Genomic DNA, 22,965 nt, shown 5'->3' with positions numbered 1-22,965 from the left:
CACCTCGGCGGCGGCGTCCGGTACAGCAGTCGGAGACACCCCGGCTCGAGTTCCGAACAAGTGGGGGATTTTTCAGGCTTGGCCGGATCATGCCCACGGTGGCCGATCCTGCCCGCTGCCCGCTGTGCGCTGCCCGCTGTGCGCTGCCCGCTGTGCGCTGCCGGCTGTGGGCTGCCGGCTGTGCGGCGTTGCCCATGGCCCGCCGCCGGCTCCCGGCGGGCGGCCTGTGCCGTTGCCGCCCGCGTCGGGTCCGCACCGTCATATGTTCGAGTGCATGGCTGACGAATGCTTCGGACATCCCAGGCTGGCCGCGATCTACGACCCGCTCGACCCCGACCGGGGAGATCTCGGCCCCTACCTCCGGCTGGCCGGAGAGCTGGGCGCCCGCCGGGTGCTGGACATCGGCTGCGGGACGGGGGTGTTCGCGCTCCTCCTGGCCGACCGCGGGGTCGAGGTGGTCGGTGTCGATCCCGCCCGGGCCTCGCTGGACGTGGCCCGGGCCAAGCCGGGCGGCGGGCGGGTGCGCTGGCTCCACGGCGACGCCGCGGACCTCCCGCCACTGCGGGTCGACCTGGTGACGATGACCGCCAACGTCGCCCAGGCGATCGCGGGTGCGGCGGCCTGGCGGCGCACGCTGCACGGGGCCTTCGAGGCACTGCGGCCCGGCGGCCATCTGCTCTTCGAGACCCGTGACCCGGCCGCGCGCGCCTGGGAGGACTGGACCCGGGAGAAGTCCCACCGGGTGACGGAGCTCCCGGGTGTCGGCGCGGTCGAGAGCTGGGTGCGGGTGACCGGGGTGGACGGGCCGCTGGTGACGTTCCGGTGGACCTTCGTCTTCGCCGCGGACGGTCAGGTGCTGACCTCGGACTCGACGCTGCGCTTCCGGGAGCGGGAGGAGGTCGAGGGCGAGCTGGCGGCGCAGGGGTTCGTCGTGACGGAGGTGCGGGAGGCGCCGGACCGTCCGGGGAAGGAGTTCGTCTTCCTGGCGCGCCGCCCGGCGGTCGGCGCCTGACCGGGCGGCCGGGGCACGCCGGGCGGAGGGAACACGCCGGGCGGAGGGGCACACGGACGGCGGGAGCACGCCGGACGGCGGGTGACGGATCCCGGGATCCGTCACCCGCCGTCCGGCGGTCCTGGCGCGCCGCTCAGCAGGCGGCCGCCAGTTCCGCCGTCGCGCCCGGGGCCGGCTCCCCGGCCTCGGCGGCCCGCAGGCGGGCGATCAGTTCCTCGCGGGCCCGGGCGACCCGGGAGCGGACGGTGCCGACCGGGCAGCCGGCCACTTCGGCGGCCTCGGCGTAGCTCAGCCCGACCACCTGGGTGAGCACGAAGGCCTCCCGCCGTTGCGCGGGCACCCGGTCCAGCAGGTCGCCGAGCGCCACGCCGTCCTCGAAGCCCGCGGCGGGCGTGGTGCCCTGCCGTTCGGCGGCCTCCTGCCAGTCCGGCAGCGCCGCGCAGCGCGGGCGGGCGGCGGCGGTGCGGTAGCGGTCGATGACGGTCCGGCGGGCGATCGACAGCAGCCAGGTCCGGGCCGAGGAGCGCCCGGCGAACCCGGGCAGGCTGCGCAGGGCGCGCAGGAAGGTCTCCTGGGCGAGGTCGTCGGCGGACTGCACGTCGGTGAGGTGGGCGACGAACCGCCACACGTCCCGCTGGGTGGCCCGGACGAAGGCTTCGACGTCGGCGGACCGCCCTTCGCGGGCGGCCAGGGCGAGGGCGGTCAGCTGCTCGTCATCCACGGCGGCGGCCTCCTACCCGGACGGTCCCACCTCGAAGAAGGTGCGGGACGATGGTCATATGAGATGCGAGCAACTCCGTACCGCTCTGTCGGCCCGCCTCGACGGTGAGCCGGCCGGTGTGCCGGACCGTCGACTGGACAAGCACGTCGCGCGCTGCGCGGTCTGCCGGGACTGGCTGGAGCGGGCGGAGCGGCTGCGCGGACCGCTGCTCGCCGACCGGAGCGGCGGCGACCCGTCGGCGCAGTGGACGGCGCGGCTCCTCACTCGCCTCGGCGCGGAGCCGGCGGGAGTCGCCGAGCCGGCGGGTGGCGCCGAGCCCGAGGGCGGCGCGGAGCCGGACCGGGTGCGGCCCGGCGGCGGGGCCGCCGCCGGGGTGGAGGGCCGTCCCGGGCAGGGGGACGACGGGCGGACGCGGTAGGACGGTGGCGCCGGTTCGGACCGGTGCGCCGTCGAAGTGAGACATGGAGGAGTCCCGAGGGGAAGACGGTGGTGCGGTCCCGCTGCGGGCGGAACCGTCGGCATCGGTGGGCGGCCGCGCGTCCGGAGCCCCGGCCGGTGGAACGGCGGAACGGTCGGCGCGCACGGGCCCGGGCCCCGGTCGCGCGGGCGGCGTCCGTCGGTACCGGCGGCGCGCCGTTCCCGGGTCGCCCGCCTCCGGCGGCCTCCGCCGCCGTCCGTGGTCGTCGGTCCCGTTCCCGGCCCGGCCTCCGGCAGAAGGTGCGGGGCTGGGCGGGTCGGTGCGACGGCAGGGCGGTGCGGTGGTCCGCGGTCGGTCGGGGTCGTCCGGGACGGGCGGCGGTACCCGGCGGCGCGGCTGCGGCGCGGGGCGACCTGCCCACCGCTTCGGGACACCGGCGGTGTCCGGGGGCGGAGGGCGCGTCAGCGGGCGAACACCGCGCGGGGCGGCCCGCGCCTCACCAGGGCGTGCGAGAGCAGCACCAGCCGCGGCAGCCTGGTCCGGCTGCCGACGGGTCTCGGCGCTCCCGGCGGCCGGTACCCGGCGGGCCGGCCGAACAGGGCCAGCAGCGGTGCGAGCAGCGCCCCGGCCAGTACCGCGCCCAGTGCGCCGAGCAGGTCGAACAGCCGCACCAGCGCCGTCTCGCCGCGCCAGAGCAGCAGCGCGCACGCGAGCGCGGCGAGCACGTGGGCGGCGATCATGCCGGTGGACATGCCGTGCGCGGCCATGTCGTGTCCGCCCGTGCCGTGGCCGCCCATGCCCTGACCGGCCACGCCCTGACCGGTCACCCCCGCGCCCGATCCGGACGGGAGGGCCGGTGCCGCCGCCGCGCCGTGCGCGTGGTGCGCGGCGGTCGCGGCCTGCACACCGGCCGGCGGGACGTCCGGATCGAGCCCGGCCATCACGGCCAGGTCGTCGGGCGTCACCCCGGTGGGTGCCGCGTCCGGATTGCACAACAGGAGCGAGGCCCAGTCCGTCGGTGGAACGCGGGCCGCGCCGCCACCGGCGAACAGCGTGCCCGCCTGTTCGAAGGTCAGGTGCAGGGCGGTCTGCGCCGCCACCATCCAGAGGCTGATCACCGTGAGCCCGCGACGCCGGCCGGCCAGCAACCAGGTGAGGCCGAGGACGAGACCGAACGCGCCGGCGAGGACGGGAGCCGAAACCCCGGAACCGGACATGGAGACGTGCGCCGTGGCGGCCAGCGCCACGCAGAGCGCGGCGAAGACCACGGCGCGCAGCGAGCGGATCCGGTCGGTCATCACGATGACACTCATCGTCGCACTCGCCTCCGCCGACCAGTACCGCACCCTCCGCTATTGGCCGGTTCCACCCCTGTGACGGCACGTCCGGGCACCTCGGGCGGGTCCCGGCGAGGCAGGCCGTTCGGGCACCGACACCTCCGGCGCCACCGGGGCGTCCGGTACGGAAGGGGTGTCACGCGGGTGTCACGCGGTGGCCGGATCCCGACGGTCCGGGGCGGGACGGAGGCCCGACCCGCGCCCGACTGGTCCCGGAAGATGCTATTCATGCCGTCATATCGGTTTGACAGCTTCGTTCCGATACGCACTGAATGTGACCTCACACACTGTGATCCCGCGCACACGGGAGCGACAGGGACAGGAGGCCCGGGATGGGCACCACCGCATCCGGCGCCGGCGCGACCGCGGCCGGTGCGACCACGGCCGGCGGCGCGACGGCCGGAGCGGCCGCGGACGTCCGGTCCGGGGCGGACGTCCGGCCCGGGAGCGCGGGCGGCGGCTCCGCGACCGCCGTCGACCGGCCGGAGGGCGTCGACCTCGCGGATCCGGCCTTCTGGCGGCTGCCCGCCACGGTCCGTGCCGCCGCCTTCGCCGAACTGCGCCGCCTCCCCGCCCCCGCCCGCTTCGGTGCCGGTCCGGGCCGGGGCGGCCGCGACCAGGGCTTCCACGCCCTGGTCCGGCACGCGGACGTGGTCGAGGCCAGCCGTACCCCCGGCGTCTTCCTCAGCGGACCGGGCGTCACCACGCCCGAACCCGCCCGCTGGGTCCGCCTCCTGTTCGGGGACTCGATGGTGAACCTGGACGACCCCCGGCACGCCCAGCTGCGCCGGATCGTCTCCCGCGCCTTCACGCCACGCCTGCTCTCCCGGGTGGAGGCGGACATCCGCCGGGTCGCCACCGAACTGGTCGACCGGGTCGAGCACGAGCGCCCCCCGGACTTCGTCAACGCGGTGGCCGCCGAACTCCCCTTCCGGGTGATCTGCGACATGATGGGCATTCCGGCCGAAATCCGCCGCGTCATTCTCGACCAGGTCAACCACGCCTCCGAGCACACCGGCGTCGCGCGCCCGCTGCTCCAGCGCCTCCGGACGCCCGGCCGCGGACTGCGGGCACTGGCCCGGATGCAGGGCACGGTGGCCGCCCTCGGCCGGGAGCGCCGCCGCCGCCCCGCCGACGACCTGATCTCCGCCCTGGTCACCGCCGACGTCGACGGCCGCCGCCTCACCGGCCGCGAACTCGGCGCCTTCTTCTCCCTCCTGCTCGTCGCCGGCGTCGAGACGACCCGCAACGCCCTCGCCCACGGCCTCCACCTGCTCACCGCCCACCCCGGCCAGCGCGCCCTGCTGCTCGGCGACCTCGACCGGCACCTCGGCGGCGCGGTCGACGAGATCGTCCGCCACTCCACGCCGATCATCCAGTTCCGCCGCACCCTGGCCGTCGACCACCGGCTCGGCGGCCCGGACGGCCCGCTGCTGCGGGCGGGCGAGAAGGTGGTGCTCTACTACGGCTCCGCCAACCACGACGAGACCGTGTTCGCCGACCCCGGGGCCTTCGACATCACCCGCACCCCCAACCCGCACCTGGGCTTCGGCGGGGGCGGGCCGCACTACTGCCTCGGCGCGCACCTCGCCCGTCAGGAGATGAAAGTGCTCTACCGGGAGCTGTTCACCCGGCTCCCCGAGGCCCGGTCGGTCGGCGAACCGGAAATCGCGCCGTCCAGCTTCGACCACCGGGTCCGCGCGCTCCGGTTCACCTTCTGACCCGCCGCCGACCTGCTGCCGACCCCGCTTCTGGTCCGGTTCTGCCCCGTCGGCCCCGGGCCAGGCGCACCGCCGGGACACGTCGGAAGGTGGCCGAGGTCACTGCGACCGCCCAGGCCGACGCGCACAATGCCGACATGACCGACCGTTCGCTCCCCGCCCCGGCCCCCGACCCCGTCTCCGGTCCCGTCCCCGCCGACGCGCCGCCGCCCGGCGTCGACGGGCCCACCGCCGACGCCTGGACCGCGCTCGGCGGACCGGCCGCGTTGCTGGACCGGGTCTCCTTCCACGGCCCGGACGCGGTGCTGCCCTCCCGACTGCCCGTGCGGCGGCTGGCCCGGGCCACCGTGGCCGCCTGTTCGCTGGCCGCCGCCGAACTGGCCGCGCTGCGCTCGGGCGGCCCGGGGTCGGGTGCTTCGGGGTCCGGTGGTGCGGGGTCCGCCGGCACGGTGGCCGAGGTCCGGATCGACCAGGGCGCCGTCGCCACGGCCTTCGTCAGCGAACGCCACCTGCGGATCGACGGCCGCGCCCCGGTCGCCTTCGCGCCGCTCTCGGGCTTCTGGCAGACCGCCGACGGCTGGCTGCGCACCCACGCCAACTACCCCCACCACCGGGACCGGCTGCTCACCGCCCTCGGCCTGCCCGCCGGCACCGGGCCCGAACGGCTCGCCGCCGTGCTGGGCGAACAGCCGGCCGCTGTCGTCCAGGAGCGCGCGTACGCGGCGGGAGCGCTCGCCGTCGCGGTCGCACCGGTCCGGGAGCTGGCCCTGCCACTGGTCGAACGCCGGACCGTCGACGAGGCCGCGCCCCGTCCCCTGGCCCCCGCCGGCCTGCCGGCCGACGGGATCCGTGTCCTCGACCTCACCCGGGTCATCGCCGGACCGGTCGCCACCCGCACCCTCGCCCTGCTCGGCGCCGACGTGCTGCGGGTCGACGCGCCCGGCCTGCCCGAGGCCGAGGACGCCCACGCCGACACCGGCTTCGGCAAGCGCTCCACCCGCCTCGACCTCGCGGCTCCGGCCGACCGGGCGGTGTTCGAGGACCTGCTCGCCACCGCCGACGTCGTCGTCACCGGCTACCGCCCCGGCGCCCTCGACGGGTACGGCCTCGCCCCCGACGAGGTGCTCGCCCGTCGGCCGGGCCTGGTGGTGGTCGAGCTGAACGCCTGGGGGTGGACCGGCCCGTGGAGCGGACGCCGGGGCTTCGACAGCCTGGTCCAGGCGGGCTGCGGCATCGCCCTCGTCGAGGCGGGCGCCGACGGCCGTCCCGGTGTCCTGCCCGCCCAGGCCCTCGACCACGGCACCGGCTACCTGATCGCGGCCGGGGTCCTGCGCGCCCTCACCGAGCAGCGCACCGGCCGGCCGGGGAGCCGCCACCTGCGCTACTCCCTGGCCGGTACCGCCTGCTGGCTGCTGGAGGGCATCCCCCCCACCGCAGACCCGCACGTCCTGCCGAACGAGGAGCCCTACGACCCGGCCCGGTGGATCACCGAGACCGACGGGTCGGCCCACGGCCGGCTCCGCCACGCCTGCCCGCCCATCGGCTACGCGGGCGCCCCGGCGGACTGGTCCCGCCCGCCGGGCCGGTGGGGCACGGACGCCCCGGTCTGGCGCTGACGCCCGACGCGCCGACGGCGGGCCCGGGCCCGCCGTCGTGTCGCCCTGTCGCCCTGTCGTCCCGCCGTGCCGCTGTCCCGCCGAGTCGCCGTCGCTTCGTCAGACGCCGGACGGGATCTGCTTCGCGGAACTGCGCACCTGGAGGGCCGTCACGATCTCGACCAGCCCCAGGAACAGCAGCCAACACCCGGCCAGCACCGTCAGCGCCTTGATCGAGCCGACCGGCCAGACCATCAGCAGCACCCCGGCCAGCGTGTTCGCCGCACCGGCGAAGGCCTGCCAGCCGCGGGCCGGCATCGTCTCGTCCGAGAGCGCGGCGACCAACTGCGTGATACCGCGGAACAGCCAGCCGATGCCGATCCAGATCGCCAGCAGCAGCAACGACTGCGCCGCGCTGCGGAAGCACAGCAGGCCCAGCAGTACGCAGAGTGCGCCGCTGATGAAGGCCAGCACCCGCATCGCGGTGCTGCCGTGGGTGCCGAACGCGGCGACCAGCTGGACGATGCCGATGACCAGCAGATAGAGGCCGAACAGCACGCCGACCACCCACAGCGTCTGCTTCGGCCAGACGAACACGATGATCCCGAGCGCGAGCGAGACCAGCCCGGCGAGCAGCAGCACCTGCCAGGCGGCCTTGGCGAGCATGCCGAGCGGGCCCCGGACCGGGGAACCGTCGGGAGTGATGATCGGGGAGACCACGGTGGCATCCTCCTGGGGTGCGGGCGGCGGACGGCGTTCCTCGCGATCACCTCACGATCACCGCCCGCGCCGCACCGTGCTCGCGGGGCGCACCCGTTCGGGTGATCGATCGGATTTCCCCCGGGGTTCCCCGAACGTCACTCCACCCTCACTTACCGTCGATAAGATCCGTCGATATGACTTCTGAAGGGTGGGGGACCCCTCCGGTCGAGCCGATCGGTCAGCACTACATCGTCTGCGGCGGCAACGCACTCGCCCACCGCCTGGTCCTCGAACTCGTCGAGCACTACGAAGTACCGGTCGTCGTCCTCGTCCCGGACCGCACCCGCGACCACGCACCCCGGATCGAGCAACTGGACGGCGTCGCCGCCGTCGTCGAGTACGCCGGCGTCACCGAGGAGGCCCTGCGCGCCGTCCAGGTCGAGACCGCGCGCGGCATCGCATTCGTCGACGGCAACGACCAGGAGAACATCCACGCCGCGCTCTCCGCCCAGGGCCACAACCCGAACATCCGCATCGTGCTGCGGATGTTCAACCAGCGGCTCGGCTCCAACATCGAACGGCTGCTCCGGAACGGCACCGCGCTCTCCGGCTCCGCCACCGCCGCCCCGGCCTTCGCCGACGCCGCGCTGTCCCGGCCCAACTCCGTCCAGGTCGGCGACCGCTTCCTGCACATCGCCTACGACGACGACATAGCCGCCGACCGGATCTGCGTCGTCGCCGACCGCATCGACCGCCAGGACCTCGGCCGGATCCGCCTGCTGCCCGACCAGGAGGGCGACTCCGCCTCCTTCGTCCGGCTGGCCGGCGAGTTCGGCGACGGCGGGCCCATCCGCTCCGCCACCGAGGCCCGCCGCGCCACCGAACCCGCGCCCGTCCCCGACGAACCGTCCCCCGCCACCGGTGGCGTCGCCGCACTCCAGACCCTGCCGCGCGAACCCGCCGTCCGGATCCCCTGGTGGCGGCGGCTGCGCTGGCGGCTCCTCGACACCCTGCGCTTCTTCACCAGCGCCCGCCTCCGGGTCGTCCTGATCACCGCCCTGGCCGCCGTGCTGTTCTCGTTCGGTCTGCTCTGGTACCTCAACGGCGACTTCGCCTGGACCTTCTACGCCTCCCTGCTGGACCTCGCCGGCGCCGCCCAGCCGGACCAGCCGGGCGCGGGGGACGGCAGCGGCACCGGCGGCACCTGGCAGCGGGTCGCGCAGGTGGTGATCACCTTCTGCGGCATCACCTTCGCCCCGGTCGCCACCGCCATCATGGTCGAGGTTCTCGCCGCAGGTCGCCGCGGCCAGCACCGCAACCCCGGCGCCGGCACCCGCGACCACGTCATCGTCGTCGGCCTCGGCAACGTCGGCACCCGCGTCGTCGAGCAGCTGCACGGCCTCGGCGTGCCGCTGGTCGGCCTGGAGAGCGACCCGCAGGCCCGCGGCATCTCCGCCGTCCGCGCCCTCGGCGTCCCGGTCGTCGTCGACGACGGCCCGCTCGCCGAACAACTGCGCCGCGCCCGCCTCAAGCACAGCCGCGCGATCGTCGCCGTCAGCGGCGACGACGCCACCAACCTGGAGGCGGCACTCGAGGCGCGCGCCGTCCGGCCCGACGTCCGGGTGGTGCTGCGCCTCTTCGACGACTCCTTCGCGAGCCACGTCTACGCCACCCTGGACAACGTCGTCTCGCGTTCCACCTCGTACCTTGCGGCCCCCGCCTTCGCCGCCGCCCTGATGGGCCGCGAGGTGCTGGGCACCCTCTCGGTCTTCCGCCACGTGCTGTTGATCGCGGAGCTGACCGCCGAGCTCGGCACCGGCCTGATCGGCCTCAACCGCCACGACCTGGAGGACACCGGCGGCGTAAGGGTCCTGGCAGTCCGTCTCGCCCGCGCCCCGCAACTCCTGCACTGGAACTACGCCGACCGCACCCGCACCCTCGAACCCGGCGACCGGGTGGTGGTGGCCACCACCCGCAGCGGCCTCGCCCGCCTCAACACGACCCTGACGGAGAACAGTTGAGAGCCGCAGGAAGTCGGCCACGCCGACTTCCTGCGGCTCACATGTTCTCGTTGCGGCGCTGGTGTTGATCAAGCGCTGCCACCGAACGACGGCTGTGCCGCCGGGCCGGCGGCACAGCCGTCGGACTGATTGCGACTCTCCCCCCGACACATTGCCTGTAGTTCAGGCTCCAGGCGTCCTGCCCGTAACGATCAGCGTGCCGATGTGGCCCTCGGTCGGGGCGGCGAGGATTGTCGCTTCCGCCGACTCGAATCCGCTCTGCCGGAGAAGGCCGACCCATCGGCGCGGTGTGTAGGAGTAGCGGTACGTGTACAGCGCCCTCCCGGCGAAACCGCCCTTGTACATGCCCTGCGGACCGTAGGCGCCGGGGATGGCGGGAGGATGTGAAAAGGCCAGTACGCCACCGGGACTCAGTCGGGAGGCGATGAGGGGGAGCAGCTTCAGCGGGTCGGTGAACCAGACCGCTCCGAACACCGAATAGACCGCGTCCCATGTCTCGTCGGTCTTCCTCAGGTAGTCCAGGACCTCGGCACAGTGGATCCGGATGCCGGAAGGACCCCAGTGCTCGGTGACCTTCTCGACCATGACAGGCGAGAGATCGACGCCGGTGACCTCCACGCCCCGCTCGGCCAGCGCGGCCAACGCGCGGCCGGTGCCGCAGCCGATCTCCAGCGCGCTGCGCGGTGACCCGAGGAGTTCGGAGCCGGGCCCGTGGTCGGCGTACTGGGTCCAGCGGAACACCGGCCCGGCGTCGAGCACGTCGGGTCTGATGCCGGCCGCGTACGTGTCCCAGAGCTCGCGCTCGGATGCGATGTCGTGCTGTACGGGCAACGGGAATCCCTTGAGGAGGAGCTGGCGGATGGGTGGCCCTGCCTCGCGCGTCGAGGCAGGGCCACCCGGGTCGTCCGGTCGGTGGCTCTGGACACCGGTCGGCCGCTCCACGCCGATGTCCGAGCCACCTGCTACGGCGACCTGCCGCTGCGCCCGCTCGTTCCCGGTCACGGCCGCCCTTCCCGGAAGGGCGGCCACGATCGGATCAGGTTTCGCCTCCAGGCTTCCTGCGGCTTCTGTACCTCTAGGAGTGCCAATGTGCTCATCGCCTCGTCAGGTCCAGAATCATCACGTCGTGGTGTGCTGCGCCCTCCCATGGAATCGCCGACCCCACCCGTCGGTAGCCCCAGGAGAGGTAGGCAGCCTGCGCGGAGGCGGCTTCCGGTCGGGTGTTCAGCATCACCCGTGCATGGTCGAGACCGTCGACGAGAGCGCGGTGCAGGCGGGTGGCGATGCCGAGGCGTCGCCACCCGGGCTGGACCGCCAGTTCGAAGATTCCGAAGGTACGTTGCCCGTCCTCGTGACGGAGCTCGTCCGGCGCGGCGTCGATCAGCGTGTCCCACCAGCCGGTGTTCGCCGACAACGGATAGCCGTAGGCCATGCCGACGACATCGTCGCCGTCGAAGGCGATGGCCGCACGGAACCCCCGCCGCCGCACTTGCGAGCGGAACCGTCGGAAGGCCCGCTCCACATCGACCGGCCCCTCACTGTAGGGAGGCTCCGCGAATGCCTCGGCGAAGACCTCCCTCAGTTGTATCTCGAGCTGGGCAGTCTGCTCGCCACCGAGCAGGCGAATCGTCACCGTCATGCAACCCTCTGCCTCTGTGTCGAAACTCCGAGCGCCCGAAGCTCCTCGACGCAATCCCGTGCTACTGCTGTATCAACCTGACGGGCCATGGAAGCCACAGTACTCAGCCGGTCGACAAGCCTGGCCGAAGTCATTCCCTTGGCGGCGCCGGCACTGGCCACTGCCTCTTGGCAGGCCTCCTCGACATCACCAGCCTTCATCAGTACCTCGGCGAGACGTGCTCGGTACAGTGCGGCGTTTCGCGTGTATGTCGGGCCCAACTGGCTGATTGCAGAACGCAGGAACGGGATCGCATGTGCGATGTGCCCAGTCTCGACATGCCAGGCAGCGGTTGCGTAGTCCACCTCGACCTGGCCGGCGAATGCCGTCCAAGGGGGTGCGTCGGCATCCTTGTCCGATCGGTCCTGCCATGCCAGCGCTGTTGAGAGGGCGCGCCTGGCGCCCGCGTGGTCGCCGGCGGACGAGAGAGCCCTCGCTTGTCGCAGGGCCACCACGGACTTCACTTTCGGCCCGCCCCGGGCCTGTGCGAGTCTCTCGGCGGCCATCGAGGAAGCGATGGCCTCCCAGGGTCTCTTCTGTTCGACCGCCAGTAAGGACAGGCTGTCGAGGGCCCGCACTTCCATGAGTGGATCTCCGACCAAGCGGGCTGCGGTCAGGGCTTCGGTGCAGGCTGAGCGAGCCGCCGCAGGTCTTCCCGCGTCGAATTCGATCCAACCGAGGTGGGAGTGCAGCGTCCCGGCCAAGGCGTGAAGGTCCCGGCCGACTCCCTCGAGGTATATCCCGTCGACCATGGCCCGCTCGACGCTTTGAAGCGTGTGCTTGGCTGCTTGCCGGGCGACGCGGCCACCTTGTGAGTGATCGATTGTGTACAGGTCAGTGACCTTCGAGCGGAAGATCTGGACATCGGCCGCGCCGACGCGCCGCCCCGTCCGTGTGGGCGGAAGGACGGAAGCGCCCAGAAGTGCTCCGGCATCGAGGACGAACCGCCGCCGCTGCAAGTCATCCTCCCGGCTTCTGTCCTTCGACGGGCTCGGGCTCCGCCTCAGCGGGACGACGAACCCGAGTTCAGCCAGTGGAACACCCAACAGTGCTTCCAGTACGTCCTGTTGACCACTGTGCGGCGTCGGTGGACTGGACGACTCCCATCGCCTTAGCTGACGGACACTCACTATCGCTCGAACATCCATGCGTTGCGCCATGTCCGAGAAGGCGGCGACGAAGGTCTCCTGGGTGTATCCGGCGGCCTTTCGCAGCTCGGCCAGTGTTGGTCCTTCCACAGGAGCTCCCAACTGCTCTCGCACTCATGGGCTGTAGATATCGCCTGAGCCCGAAACGTCCGGTGAAACGTCCGGTCGCACCCGCCCCGCACCCTGCCACGGGGCGGTGAACTAGGAATACCTCGCCCGGCCCCCGTGCGCCAGGGAGGACCCAATCGGACCACCCGAGGGAGTGACCTCGATGTCTCCACCAACCCTGCTGCCGGCCGATCAGAATGATCGCCGCCGCCGGCGCCCTCCCGCCGCCGATGGCACTTCCTCCGGGGTCAGCGAGTTCTCCGCGCCGGCGACCGTCTGCTTGCCCTACCGGCCCGAGTCGGTGGCTGTCGCACGCCGCTTTGTATGTGCCAAGTTGCGGGAGTGGGGGCTTGACGTATTGACGGATGAAGCGTCGCTCGTCGTCAGCGAGTTGGCGACGAACTCCGTCAGGACCGGCTGCCAGGCTCGCATGATGGTGGCCGTGCGCCGTCCGACCGACCGAATCGTCCGGATCCTCGTCAGTGACGGTTCGCGCGTTCTGCCTGTCATGGTCGATGCCGGGGATCAGGCTACGTCCGGTAGGGGCCTGGCGATGGTTCACAGCCTCACGCACGGTCGTTGGGGTGCCAAGCGGCTCCCTTTCGGGAAGATCATTCACGCCGATCTGGCGATCGCTCGGTGATGCCGTCGTGCGGCGATCTGTCTCCGAGCGGCTCTTCTCCCGTACTCGATCCCCTCCGGGTCTGGGCCGCGTAGGGGGTCTCGCTGGCATCGGCTTTCCACATCCTCGCTGCGGCGCTGGTGTTGATCAACCACTGCCACTGAACGCCGTCTGTGCCGCCGGGTCGGCGGCACAGACGGGGAATCCGAACCCTGCCCTCCTCCACCCGAAAGGAGTCCCGCTGTGGTCGTCACGGACCCGAAGCCGCCGAAGCACAAGCCCCTCAACCCGCCCACGCCCCGCCCGCCCGACCGGTAGACACAGCACCACAAGGAGGAACCCATGGCCTGGGGAACCGACAAGGACAGCAACGGCAAACACGGCGGCAAGAAGGACCCCGGCACCGCCAAGCCGTCGCCCGACGGGACGCGGCCGTTGCCCGATCCGAAGCACCGGAAGGACGACGACAAGAAGTGACGGATTCCGTGCATCTTCCGGAGCAGGCCGCCGTGCGCGGCCTGCTCCGGGCCGTCGGCGAAGCGCTCGGCGGCCCGATTCCCCGTGAGTGGCGGGCGGCGATCGAGGCAGTCCCGCGCCACAGCTTCCTGCCGGAGCGGATCTGGCTGGCGGACGACGACGGCGGTTACGAGCCGTGTGACCTCGGAAGTGACGACCGACGCTGGTTCGGCGCCGCCTACGCCGATGTTCCGGTCGTCACCCAGGTCAACGACGGCCAGGAGTCGCCCGATCCGTGGCCGTCGTCCTCCGCCTCCGCGCCCTCGATCGTCGTGCGGATGCTGTGCGACCTCGACCTCCGGCCGGGCCTGAGGGTGCTGGAGATCGGCGCCGGCACCGGTTGGAACGCGGCGCTGCTGGCGCGCCGGCTCGGGCCCGAGAACGTCGTGTCGGTCGAGATCGACCCTGACCTCGCCTGCCAGGCGCGGGCGTTGTTGTACGCGGCGGGTCTCGGCGTGGACGTGATCTGTGGGGACGGCGCCGAAGGTTGGAGGCGCCGGGCCCCGTACGACCGGATCGTGTCGACCTGCTCGGTCCGCCGCGTCCCATGGGCCTGGGTCGAGCAGACCCGCCCTGGCGGCATCGTCCTCACGCCGTGGGACAACCCGATGATCTGCTGGGGACTGCTGAAGCTCACCGTCGAAAGAGAACAGGCGCAGGGCCGTTTCAGCCCGCACTCCGCGTTCATGCTGATGCGCACCCAGCGCGAGGACCTGCGGATCTTTCGCGATGTGGTGCGGGACGAGCACGTGCCCGAGGAGAGCCGGACCTCCTTCGACCCGCCACTCGTCACCGGTGACGCCTGGGAGGCCCGGTTCGCCCTGGGCCTGCGCCTCGGTGATGTGTGGACCGCGTGGGAGGAGGACGCCGCCCGGGTCTGGGTTGCGACCACCGATGCCCGTTCCTGGGCCGCCGTCGACCTCGACGGCGCGGTGCGCCAGTACGGGCCGCGTCGGCTCTGGGTGGAGGTGGAGGAGGCCCACCGCTGGTGGGAGGAGCAGGGCCGACCCGGGCCCGAACGGTTCGGGCTGACCGTCACGGCCGCAGGGCAGCGGGCCTGGCTCGACGATCCCACCCAGACCGTGAGGAAGGAGGATTGAGGACCGGGGAGGCCCCTTCGTCGGTCGACGAAGGGGCCTCCTCCAAACACATCAGCGGTGCTTGAACTCCGCCGGGCGCTTCTCCGCGAACGCCGCCATGCCTTCCTTCTGATCCGCCGTGGCGAACGCCGCGTGGAAGAGGCGGCGCTCGAAGCGGACGCCCTCGGCGAGGGTGGTCTCGAAGGCGCGGTTGACGCTCTCCTTCATCATGATGCTCGCCGGGGTGGACATCGCGGCGACCTTCTCGGCGGTGGCGAGGGCCTCCGCGAGCAGCTGGTCGGCCGGGACGATCCGGGACACCAGGCCGGCCCGCTCGGCCTCCTCGGCGCCCATCATCCGGCCGGTCAGGCACAGCTCCATCGCCTTGGCCTTGCCGACCGCGCGGGTGAGCCGCTGGGAGCCGCCGATGCCCGGAATCACACCGAGCTTGATCTCCGGCTGGCCGAACTTCGCGGTGTCCGCCGCGAGCAGGATGTCGCACAGCATCGCCAGCTCGCAGCCGCCGCCCAGCGCGAAGCCGGCCACCGCCGCGACGACCGGCTTGCGCAGGTTGCCCAGGCGGTCCCACGGGCCGAGCCAGTCGTCCAGGTAGACGTCCGGGAAGCTGTTGCCCTGCATCTCCTTGATGTCCGCGCCCGCCGCGAACGCCTTCTCCGAGCCGGTGATCACCAGACAGCCGATCTCCGGGTCGCGGTCGAACGCGGTCGCGGCGGCCACGACCTCGTTCATCAGCGTGGTGTTGAGCGCGTTCAGCGCCTCCGGCCGGTTGAGCGTGATCAGCCCGACCCGGCCCTTGCGGTCCACCAGGATCGTCTCGTAGGTCTCGGTCATCGCCGTTGACTCCCATTCCGCTGCTCGGCCCCGCTCGGGGCGCGCCAGGACCGTCCAACGATCTCCGAAACGGGCCGCCTCGCGCCAGTCTCGATCCGCGAGACGGTCGTCACCCGTCGAACGGGCCGTCCGGTCACCGCAGCCGCAGGTCACCGTCGGCCGGCGGCTCGAAGAACGCGGCCACCGCCCGCTCGTCGACCTCGGCGAGGGTCGCCGGGGACCAGCGCGGATTCCGGTCCTTGTCGACCACCTGCGCCCGGATCCCCTCGACCAGGTCGTGGTGGGCGACCGCCGCGCAGGACACCCGGTACTCCTGCTCCAGGCTCTCCGCGAGCGAGCCGTGCGACAGGGCCCGGCGCAGCGCGCTCAGCGTCACCTTGAGCATCGTCGGCGAGCGCTCGGCCAGCTCCTCGGCGGCCTGCTTGGCCGCCGGCACGCCACTGGCCACCAGCCGGGCCACGATCTCCTCCACGCTGTCGGCCGCGTAGCAGGCGTCGATCCACTCCCGCTGCTCCGCGAGCGGCGCGGCCGGAGCGGGCTCCGCGTACCGGGCGACGACCTCCGCCACCGGCCCGTCGTCGAGAGCGGCCAGCAGCTCCGGCAGGTTCGCCGAGGGCACATAGTGGTCGGCGAACCCGCACAGCAGCGCGTCCCCGGCGGTCATCGAGGCGGCGCTCAGCCCCAGGTGGGTGCCCAGCTCGCCGGGCGCGCGGGACAGCAGCCGGCTGCCGCCGACGTCCGGCACCAGGCCGATCCGGGTCTCCGGCAGCGCCACCACCGAACGCTCGGTGACGATCCGCACCGAGCCGTGGGCGGAGACACCGACGCCGCCGCCCATGGTGATGCCGTCCATCACGGCCACGTAGGGCTTCGGGTAGCGGGAGATCAGCTCGTTCAACCGGTACTCGTCGCGCAGGAACGCACGCGTGCCGGCCCCGCCGAGCTTGGCGTCGTCGTGGAACGCCCGGATGTCGCCGCCCGCGCACAGACCACGCTCCCCGGCGCCGGTCAGCACCACCACCCGCACCGCGTCGTCCTCGGCCCAGGCGTCCAGCGCGGCCCGCAGGTCCAGGATCATGCCGTGCGTCAGCGAGTTGAGCGCCCGGGGCCGGTCGAGCACGATCCGCCCCACCCCGCCGTCCCGCCGGGCCCGAACCTCGTCACCCATCGTCCCCACTCCCGTCCGTCGTCGCCGACCGATCCTCCGGACACCGTACTTGGTGTCGGCGACGGCATCGGTCGGTGCGATCATGGGCGTCCGTCGGGGACGGGGCAGGGGCGAGCGAGGGGGCAGGGTGGGGGAGAGTACGGGCGCCGTGGCACGGACGGCGCTGCTGATCGGGGTGGGGGACGCGCCGGCGACTGCGCACGTCCTGCCGTCGCTGGCGCCGACGGTGGCGGCCGACCTGCGGGTGCTGAAGGCGGCGTTGGAGGGCAGCGGCTACACCGAGGTGGAGGTCGTCCAAGACGGCCGCCGGAGCGAGATCGCCGAACGGATCACGACGGCGTCGCGGCGGGCCGGGCCAGGCGGAACTCTGCTGCTGTACTTCACCGGGCACGGGGTGCGGATCGGTGCCACCGACTACCTGGTCCCGGCCGACGCCCGCGGTCCCCTGGAGGACACCGGCGAGGGCGACTGGGACCAGCCCTACATCCTGGACTCCCTGCTGGACGCGGACATCAGCCGGTACCTGCGGGACTGCCGGGCCGGCACGGTGCTCTGGGTCATGGACGCCTGCCGGTCGGCGGAGGCGGAGGGGGAGGCGGTCTTCGGCAGCCGGATCACCCAGGGCCCGCCGGGCAGCGGCTTCGTCGTGATGACCGGGTGCGGACCCGGGGAGCGCAGCGGCTTCACCGCGGACGGCAGCCTCTTCACCTCCGCGCTGGCCCGGGCGTTCGACCCGCTCAGCGAGTCGACGACGGTGGAGGAGGTGTTCGGGACGGCGTACGGGCTCACCAGGGAGTCGTCGCGGCGAGCCCAACTGCCGCAGGTCTACTACGGCAACGACCGTGAGCAGGAGACCCGGTCGGCGGTCGTGGCCGATGGACGGCGGCTGCTGGGGGCGTGGTCGGAGGCGGTGCGGGCACCGGCGCTGTGGGCGCTGGTGGCAGACGCCGAGGACGAGGAGGCCGAGGCGCTCCAGGACAGCCTGACCGTGTTCGTGGAGAGCGTCGCCCGCCAGGTCGACCGGGCGCAGAAGCGGCTGCCCGACCCGTGGGCCGACGACGACTTCCCGGTCAGGCTGCTGCGCGACCGGTTGCCACAGCTGGTGTCGAGGGACGCGCGGCTGTCGGCGCTGGAGGTGGCGGCGCTCGTCGCGGCGGTGTTCGCCCACGAGGCGGCCTGGGCCGGACGGCTCAGCCAGGCCCAGGAGCTCTACCCGCATTTCGCCCACCACTTCTCGGCCGCGGACGAACCGAGGCGCCACTACGAACTGGTCCTGGAGCAGTACCCCCAGGTCACGGACAAGGTCAAGCGGCACCGCCCCCGGGAGGGCGTCGAACCGGAGTCGGAGGCCACCGTCCTCTGGCTGGTCCACCGCTGGATCGCCGAACGCTTCCAGACCGACGAGCAGGCGGTACCGGCGGCCCTGGGCGACGAGGCGGCGGCCGCCCTGCTCGGGGACGGGAACCCGAACGGGAGGGGCGACGGCGGCCGGGCCGGGGAACTGGCGGGCGCACTGCGCGCGATCGCGGCCGGACTGTCGCTCGGACACCTCGCCGACCAGGGCCAGGTGTCCTGCCCCGACCGGCACGTGGTGCGCGGGAAGGCCCGTCCGCTGCGGGTACGGCCGCTGACCGCCCTGGTGCGGCTGGCCGGGCTGCTGGCCCTGGACGCGCGGACCTTGCCGGACGTCCTCTCCGAGCATCTCGCGGTCTCCGACTCGGTGCTCCCGCGCGAGGTGCTGTCGGCGCTGGAGAACGCCCACTGGGACACCGGCGACCGGGTCGGCCCGGTCCGGGAGCTGCAACTCGACGCCGTCTGCCCGCACCCGGCGATCCACGCGGCCCTCGCCGCCGTGGTCCAGGAGGCCGACGAACTCGTCCAGCTGCTGGCGACGGAGGAACGCCGTCTGCCCGCCGCCGAGGCCGTGCTGCTCGGCGGGCTGCCGTCCCGGGTGACCGACGGCGGGCTGCGGCCGGCGGAGGAGTCGGGCCGCCGGGCGTACGACACGCCGCTCCTGCGTTTCTCGCTGGCCCAGACCGAGGTGCGGCGGCTGCTCATGGGGGAGCAGTTGTACGGCGGACGGCACGAGGCCGCCCTCCGCGAGCTGTACCAGAACTCGATGGACGCCTGCCGTTACCGGGCGATGCGCGAGCGGTACCTGGGCGTGTGCGGCCGCGGCACCGGCGGTTGGAGCGGTTCCATCCGGATCGTCACCGGCGAGGACGAGCGGGGCCGTTACGTCGAGTGCCTGGACAACGGTGTCGGTATGACCGCCGAGCAGCTGAAGGGGACGTTCACCCGCGCGGGCCGCCGCTTCGAGCAGTCCGGCGAGTTCCGGCGCGAACAGGCGGCCTGGCTCCGGCAGGACAGCACGCTGCGGCTCTACCCAAACAGCCGCTTCGGTATTGGGGTGTTCAGCTACTTCATGCTGGCCGACGAGATGACGATCACGACCCGCCCGGTGGGGACCGACGGGCGCCCGGCCGCCGAGGCGATGCGGGTGGACATCGCGGGCAGCGGCAGCCTGTTCCGGATCCGACAGGCCGATGCCGGGGCGGCGGCCGTACTGGCCGCGGGCGGCACCGCCGTCCGGCTGTACCTGAAGCCCGGCCTGATGACCGGGGACGCGTGCGTCGAGGCGCTGCGGTCGGTCGTGTTCGTGAGCGAATTCCGGCTGGAGGTGCGGGGGGACTCCGGGATGCCCTGGGTGTGGGAGCCCGGCGTGCTGGCGCCGGGTAGTGGTAAGCACACGGTCGAGGCCGACAGCGCGGTCGAGGCCGTCCCGGGGACCCTGTGGTGGGTCCGTGACAAGGGAGCGATCCTGTGCGACGGGATCACGGCGGACGCCTTCCCGTACGGCTATGTGCTCAACCTGACCGGCGCCCACGCGGGGAGGCTGAGCGTCAACCGGGAGAAGCTGGAGTCCTACGACAAGGCGTGGCAGTTGGAGCAGTGGTGTCTCGGCGCCCCGGCACTGGCGGGCTGGGGAGCCCTCACCGCCGACTGGCTGTGGGCCCTGGAGACCCAGAACCTGACAGCCGCCCGGGCGATCGCAGAGAGGTGGGCCGGCCGGGGGGTGCGTGTCCGGCGGCAGATCGGCGGGCCGGTCGACCTGGACGGAGTGGGCTGGTTCCCGCCGGACAGCCAGGTGGCCTCGCCGAGGCCCGGGGAGACACGGCAGCGGATCGACCCCACGGTCGGTCCCTGGCGGGCAGCGGTCCACGACCTGCGCTGGGCTGTGTCCGACCTGGCGACCCCGCGCTCCCTGGAGGGGCATCCGGTACCGGAGCCCGGCTGGGCCAGGCTGGCGAAGGGCGAGGCCCGCGACTGGCGCCGCGTGGTGCAGCTGGCCGGGGGACATGGATGGACCGTGGGCCAGGTACTCCGGGCGCTGCGTGGCCTCCGGATGGCGCATCCGGAGCTAGCGGGCCCCGCAGTCCGCCCGGGAGACCTGGACCGGGTCCCGGGCCACATCGGCCGTGCGGTTGTCGAGTTGCTGCTGTGGCCGGACGGCAAGGACCGCCACCTGAACGCCGACACGAACCGGTACCGGCACGATCCGCAGGACCACCGGGGCCTGGTCCGCGTCTCGGCGACGGGCCGGTGGAGCCTGGGGGAGCTTGTCGAGGGCCTCACCGAGTACACGCCGTTCCTCGACCGGCCGCTGCCGGACGTGCCTGCGGCCGCCCGCGGCCATGTGTGCGACGCACGGGAGATTTCCGTCCTGTACGTCAAGGACGAGAAGGGGCGGATCGTCGGCCCGACACCCGGGCCCTGGGAGCTGGTGACGCACGCGGAGGGCACCGGCCTCGCCCCGGAGGAGGCTCGGCAGGTTCTGGTCCGGCATGCCTGGCTGGGTTGGGCGGTCCCGTCGCGGGAGGAGACGGCCGCGTGGTCCGAGCTGGACCCGGACCTGCGCGAAGTACTCCTCGGCTACCTGCTCGTCAACTCCGATGGTCAGCCCGAGTTCCCTTGGGCGGCGACCCTCGGCCTGGCAGCCGAGTGGAAGACCACCGTGCGGAAGGCCGAGAAGGTCATCGCCAAGGTGGCGCCGTCGCTCGGCGTCGTCCATCGGCGGCGCTACGCGTCAGGATCGGTGGCTCGGGGCTTCATACCCGAGCCGGAGACGGCTGACACGGCGCGCTGGCTGCAGGAGGACGGAGTGCGGCTGGAGAACGGGGTGTCCCTTCGGGACCTCGCGTTCAGCCGCCGGTACTCCATGTCCTGGGAGGACCGCGCGGCCGTTGTCGACGACCTGCGCGGCGCGGGCGTGGACATTCCCGACGCTGCGGCGCTGCTGGACGCCTGGGACGACCTTCCACTGCCCAGCCGGTACGCCTTCTCAGGGATGGACCCAGGTTTCGACGCGGCGGACTATCCCGTACCGCCGACACCTGCCGTGCTCCTCACCGGGAGTGTGCAGCTGCGGCAGACGCTCGGCTATCTGTGGGGCATCGCCGCTGAGGAGACCGGGAGGCTGGGACTGCCGGATCTCGCGCCACCGGAGCTGCCGCAGTCTCTGAAGGACTTCCGGCCGGCCTGGGAGGAGCGCCGGGCACTGGTCGACCAGGCCGACGACGAGGACTTCGACGAGTGGTTCGAGAGCCCGCGCTGGGCACGCCTCGACGCCGCCAGGCTGATCCGCTACGCCCAGGAGAAGCAGGTGGGCGTACGGGACGCGTTCCGACTGCTGGAAGCGTTCCGAGCCCTCGGCGCCCTGGTCCCAGACCCGTCGGCCGAGGATCTCGCTCGCCTGCCCGAGACCGTCCCCGACCCCTGGGACGTCGCTGCTCTCGACCCGAAGTACCGGGTCTCCCCGCCGGGTGCCCCGCTCGTTCCGCTCGACCTGCTCAGCATCGCCTGCCGGCTCGGCGAACCCCTCGACCGGACCTGGCAACGCATCTCGCCCTACGGCGTCCTGGAGGACTCGCCCAGCACGTTCCCGGACGTCCCCCCGGTCCAGCCGTGCTGGCAGGACCTCGCGATCCTCTCGGTCGGCCTGGACGGCATGCTCCCGGGGCTCACCGGCCCGGTGACACCCGAGCGGCTGGCGTTCGCAGCCGAAGGAGTCGGCGGGACGCCCGGCTGGGTCCGCGACCGGCTGACGCTCTACGCGGGGCTGTTCGGACTGGAACTCCCGGCCGCCACCGCTGTCCAGGACGAAGACGACGAAGAGGAAGAACGGTCATGAGCACCACCCCGCCCCCGCACGACCACCACCTGCCCTACGCCGAGGCCGACCTGGGCGAGGTAGACGGCACCCCGTTCAGCCAGTCCGCCGCGCCGGACGGCCGGTCGGTCCGCGTCTCCGGGACGTGCCCGCGCTGCCACGGTCGGACCGGCACGGAGTTCCGGCGCGGCAACCCCGGCACGGGCACCAAGGGCCTGTTTGACCGCCTCTCCGGGCGCTCGGGCGGCACCGCACAGGCGGAGCCGGAGCCGCTGCACGGCGAGGTGCACTTCTGCGAGTGCGGGCACGGGCATCCCAGCATCCCCTCCGACGTGCGCTTCGTCGGTTGCGGCGCCAGCTGGCGGATCGCCCCGTGACCGCACGTACCGACCGGCGCTGGGCCGAACTCGCCCGGGACCTGGAGTTCACCCGCCTCCCGGAGCTGCGCCGACAGGCCGAGGGCTGGCGCACCGGTCTCACCGGGCTGACCGCGCTGCTCGCCGTCCTGGTGCTGCTGAAGGGCCGGGACAGCCTCGACCAGCTCCCGGACTGGGCGGGCGACACGGCGACGGTGCTGCTCGCGCTGGCGTTCCTGCTCCTGGTGACGGGCTCGCTGCTGGCGGTCCGGGCGGCGCACGGTGTGCCCGGCGAGGAGATCCTGCTCGGCGGGCAGGCGCTGCGGCGCTGGACGGAGCGGGAGGTGGGGCGGGTGACCCGGGCGCTGGCCCGGGCCTCGGGGTGCTGCGCGGTCGGACTGGTGCTGATCGTGGGGGCGCTGGGTCTGGCCTGGGCGACCACGGAGGCGCCCCCGTCGCACCTGGTCCGGGTGCGGACCGGGACCGCGGAGCTGTGCGGGGAACTGGTCCGGGCGGACCGGGCGGAGGTCGTGCTGCGAGCCGGGACGGACCGCGCGGAGCGGACCGTCCCTCAGGTCGACGTGACCGGAATGGAAGCCGTTGACTCCTGCGGGAAATGAGCGCACCGAGGGCGGCACCGGTGTGACCGGTGCCGCCCTCCGTCGTGCCGATACTGCGGGTGGTGCGGGTGGTGCGGGTGGTGCGGGTGGTGCCGCGGCGGGGCCCGGGTGGTGGCCCCGC

General features: G+C 73.1%; 19 protein-coding genes. 11 read left to right on the top strand and 8 right to left on the bottom strand.

Translation table 11 applies throughout. From position 1 onward, the window contains the following. The first annotated feature begins 274 nt into the window (after window positions 1–274). The gene (locus tag ACIPYS_RS33165; RefSeq protein ID WP_400753219.1) at window positions 275–1,012 is read left to right on the top strand and encodes a class I SAM-dependent methyltransferase; all 738 of its coding nucleotides are present in this window, start codon (window positions 275–277) and stop codon (window positions 1,010–1,012) included. Between the two features lie 133 nt (window positions 1,013–1,145). Here the strand turns inward: ACIPYS_RS33165 and ACIPYS_RS33160 are convergent, their stop codons facing one another. Further along, entirely contained in the window at window positions 1,146–1,733 is a 588-nt protein-coding gene (locus ACIPYS_RS33160) for a sigma-70 family RNA polymerase sigma factor (RefSeq protein WP_286158623.1), read from the bottom strand. Between the two features lie 58 nt (window positions 1,734–1,791). On the opposite strand from ACIPYS_RS33160, the gene ACIPYS_RS33155 reads away from it, so the two are divergent. Further along, window positions 1,792–2,151: a zf-HC2 domain-containing protein gene (locus ACIPYS_RS33155; RefSeq protein ID WP_400753216.1), complete on the top strand. Its 360-nt coding sequence runs from the start codon at window positions 1,792–1,794 to the stop codon at window positions 2,149–2,151. A gap of 461 nt (window positions 2,152–2,612) precedes the next feature. Here ACIPYS_RS33155 and ACIPYS_RS33150 read toward each other — a convergent pair whose 3' ends face one another. Next, the gene (locus ACIPYS_RS33150; protein ID WP_400753214.1) at window positions 2,613–3,464 is read right to left on the bottom strand and encodes a hypothetical protein; all 852 of its coding nucleotides are present in this window, start codon (window positions 3,462–3,464) and stop codon (window positions 2,613–2,615) included. 356 nt (window positions 3,465–3,820) lie between these two features. On the opposite strand from ACIPYS_RS33150, the gene ACIPYS_RS33145 reads away from it, so the two are divergent. Both ACIPYS_RS33145 and ACIPYS_RS33140 read left to right on the top strand, forming a co-directional pair. After that, window positions 3,821–5,209, top strand: coding sequence for a cytochrome P450 (locus ACIPYS_RS33145; RefSeq protein ID WP_400753211.1), 1,389 nt, complete (start codon window positions 3,821–3,823; stop codon window positions 5,207–5,209). A 137-nt stretch (window positions 5,210–5,346) separates the two neighbouring features. Beyond that, entirely contained in the window at window positions 5,347–6,825 is a 1,479-nt protein-coding gene (locus ACIPYS_RS33140; RefSeq protein WP_400753208.1) for a CoA transferase, read from the top strand. A 99-nt stretch (window positions 6,826–6,924) separates the two neighbouring features. Here ACIPYS_RS33140 and ACIPYS_RS33135 read toward each other — a convergent pair whose 3' ends face one another. After that, entirely contained in the window at window positions 6,925–7,524 is a 600-nt protein-coding gene (locus ACIPYS_RS33135; protein WP_353653553.1) for an HdeD family acid-resistance protein, read from the bottom strand. Window positions 7,525–7,700: 176 nt separating this feature from the next. Between ACIPYS_RS33135 and ACIPYS_RS33130 the strand changes: the two genes are divergently transcribed. Next, window positions 7,701–9,527 (top strand): NAD-binding protein, encoded by a 1,827-nt coding sequence (locus tag ACIPYS_RS33130; RefSeq protein ID WP_400753204.1) that lies wholly within the window; start codon window positions 7,701–7,703, stop codon window positions 9,525–9,527. A gap of 162 nt (window positions 9,528–9,689) precedes the next feature. Here ACIPYS_RS33130 and ACIPYS_RS33125 read toward each other — a convergent pair whose 3' ends face one another. The 3 genes from ACIPYS_RS33125 to ACIPYS_RS33115 form a co-directional block, all read right to left on the bottom strand. Then, window positions 9,690–10,358 (bottom strand): class I SAM-dependent methyltransferase, encoded by a 669-nt coding sequence (locus ACIPYS_RS33125; protein ID WP_400753201.1) that lies wholly within the window; start codon window positions 10,356–10,358, stop codon window positions 9,690–9,692. Window positions 10,359–10,620: 262 nt separating this feature from the next. Continuing rightward, window positions 10,621–11,166, bottom strand: coding sequence for a GNAT family N-acetyltransferase (locus tag ACIPYS_RS33120; RefSeq protein ID WP_093859713.1), 546 nt, complete (start codon window positions 11,164–11,166; stop codon window positions 10,621–10,623). Next, window positions 11,163–12,467, bottom strand: coding sequence for a hypothetical protein (locus ACIPYS_RS33115; protein ID WP_400753197.1), 1,305 nt, complete (start codon window positions 12,465–12,467; stop codon window positions 11,163–11,165). Before ACIPYS_RS33115 ends, ACIPYS_RS33120 begins: the two co-directional genes overlap by 4 nt. A 157-nt stretch (window positions 12,468–12,624) precedes the next feature. Here ACIPYS_RS33115 and ACIPYS_RS33110 point away from each other — a divergent pair, with 157 nt between their 5' ends. The 3 genes from ACIPYS_RS33110 to ACIPYS_RS33100 all read left to right on the top strand — a co-directional run bounded on the left by ACIPYS_RS33110 (window position 12,625) and on the right by ACIPYS_RS33100 (window position 14,699). Next, window positions 12,625–13,104, top strand: a complete 480-nt coding sequence (locus tag ACIPYS_RS33110) for an ATP-binding protein (protein WP_400753194.1) — start codon at window positions 12,625–12,627, stop codon at window positions 13,102–13,104. A gap of 321 nt (window positions 13,105–13,425) precedes the next feature. Continuing rightward, entirely contained in the window at window positions 13,426–13,560 is a 135-nt protein-coding gene (locus tag ACIPYS_RS33105) for a hypothetical protein (protein ID WP_400753192.1), read from the top strand. Continuing rightward, window positions 13,557–14,699 carry a methyltransferase domain-containing protein gene (locus ACIPYS_RS33100; RefSeq protein ID WP_400753190.1) on the top strand — a complete coding sequence of 381 codons (1,143 nt, stop codon included), beginning with the start codon at window positions 13,557–13,559 and terminating at the stop codon, window positions 14,697–14,699. Before ACIPYS_RS33105 ends, ACIPYS_RS33100 begins: the two co-directional genes overlap by 4 nt. Before the next feature lie 51 nt (window positions 14,700–14,750). Here the strand turns inward: ACIPYS_RS33100 and ACIPYS_RS33095 are convergent, their stop codons facing one another. After that, window positions 14,751–15,530 carry an enoyl-CoA hydratase gene (locus tag ACIPYS_RS33095; protein ID WP_093859709.1) on the bottom strand — a complete coding sequence of 260 codons (780 nt, stop codon included), beginning with the start codon at window positions 15,528–15,530 and terminating at the stop codon, window positions 14,751–14,753. 133 nt (window positions 15,531–15,663) lie between these two features. Next, a complete protein-coding gene (locus ACIPYS_RS33090; protein ID WP_400753186.1) occupies window positions 15,664–16,698 on the bottom strand; it encodes an enoyl-CoA hydratase/isomerase family protein in 1,035 nt (344 codons plus the stop codon). 127 nt (window positions 16,699–16,825) lie between these two features. On the opposite strand from ACIPYS_RS33090, the gene ACIPYS_RS33085 reads away from it, so the two are divergent. From ACIPYS_RS33085 to ACIPYS_RS33075, 3 genes are read left to right on the top strand one after another with little or no spacing between them, the layout of a single operon-like run. Beyond that, the gene (locus ACIPYS_RS33085) at window positions 16,826–21,889 is read left to right on the top strand and encodes a caspase family protein (protein ID WP_400753183.1); all 5,064 of its coding nucleotides are present in this window, start codon (window positions 16,826–16,828) and stop codon (window positions 21,887–21,889) included. Beyond that, complete coding sequence (locus ACIPYS_RS33080; protein WP_400753180.1) at window positions 21,886–22,245, top strand: hypothetical protein; 360 nt, start codon at window positions 21,886–21,888, stop codon at window positions 22,243–22,245. The genes ACIPYS_RS33085 and ACIPYS_RS33080 overlap by 4 nt, the downstream gene beginning before the upstream one ends. Beyond that, entirely contained in the window at window positions 22,242–22,844 is a 603-nt protein-coding gene (locus tag ACIPYS_RS33075; protein WP_400753177.1) for a hypothetical protein, read from the top strand. Before ACIPYS_RS33080 ends, ACIPYS_RS33075 begins: the two co-directional genes overlap by 4 nt. Window positions 22,845–22,965: the final 121 nt, after the last annotated feature.

Origin of the sequence: Kitasatospora sp. NPDC089913 (assembly GCF_044748625.1) — a bacterium.
Classification (GTDB): domain Bacteria; phylum Actinomycetota; class Actinomycetes; order Streptomycetales; family Streptomycetaceae; genus Kitasatospora.
The sequence above is the reverse complement of the archived record's forward strand: the minus strand, read 5'-3'. Positions and strand labels throughout refer to the sequence as shown.

What these genes read in the sequence shown, in the direction of transcription:
- ACIPYS_RS33165 (WP_400753219.1), top strand. Translation starts at nt 275, where the DNA reads ATGGCTGACGAATGCTTCGGACATCCCAGGCTGGCCGCGATCTACGAC.
- ACIPYS_RS33155 (WP_400753216.1), top strand. Translation starts at nt 1,792, where the DNA reads ATGAGATGCGAGCAACTCCGTACCGCTCTGTCGGCCCGCCTCGACGGT.
- ACIPYS_RS33150 (WP_400753214.1), bottom strand. Translation starts at nt 3,464, where the DNA reads ATGAGTGTCATCGTGATGACCGACCGGATCCGCTCGCTGCGCGCCGTG.
- ACIPYS_RS33145 (WP_400753211.1), top strand. Translation starts at nt 3,821, where the DNA reads ATGGGCACCACCGCATCCGGCGCCGGCGCGACCGCGGCCGGTGCGACC.
- ACIPYS_RS33140 (WP_400753208.1), top strand. Translation starts at nt 5,347, where the DNA reads ATGACCGACCGTTCGCTCCCCGCCCCGGCCCCCGACCCCGTCTCCGGT.
- ACIPYS_RS33130 (WP_400753204.1), top strand. Translation starts at nt 7,701, where the DNA reads ATGACTTCTGAAGGGTGGGGGACCCCTCCGGTCGAGCCGATCGGTCAG.
- ACIPYS_RS33120 (WP_093859713.1), bottom strand. Translation starts at nt 11,166, where the DNA reads ATGACGGTGACGATTCGCCTGCTCGGTGGCGAGCAGACTGCCCAGCTC.
- ACIPYS_RS33110 (WP_400753194.1), top strand. Translation starts at nt 12,625, where the DNA reads ATGTCTCCACCAACCCTGCTGCCGGCCGATCAGAATGATCGCCGCCGC.
- ACIPYS_RS33105 (WP_400753192.1), top strand. Translation starts at nt 13,426, where the DNA reads ATGGCCTGGGGAACCGACAAGGACAGCAACGGCAAACACGGCGGCAAG.
- ACIPYS_RS33095 (WP_093859709.1), bottom strand. Translation starts at nt 15,530, where the DNA reads ATGACCGAGACCTACGAGACGATCCTGGTGGACCGCAAGGGCCGGGTC.
- ACIPYS_RS33090 (WP_400753186.1), bottom strand. Translation starts at nt 16,698, where the DNA reads ATGGGTGACGAGGTTCGGGCCCGGCGGGACGGCGGGGTGGGGCGGATC.
- ACIPYS_RS33080 (WP_400753180.1), top strand. Translation starts at nt 21,886, where the DNA reads ATGAGCACCACCCCGCCCCCGCACGACCACCACCTGCCCTACGCCGAG.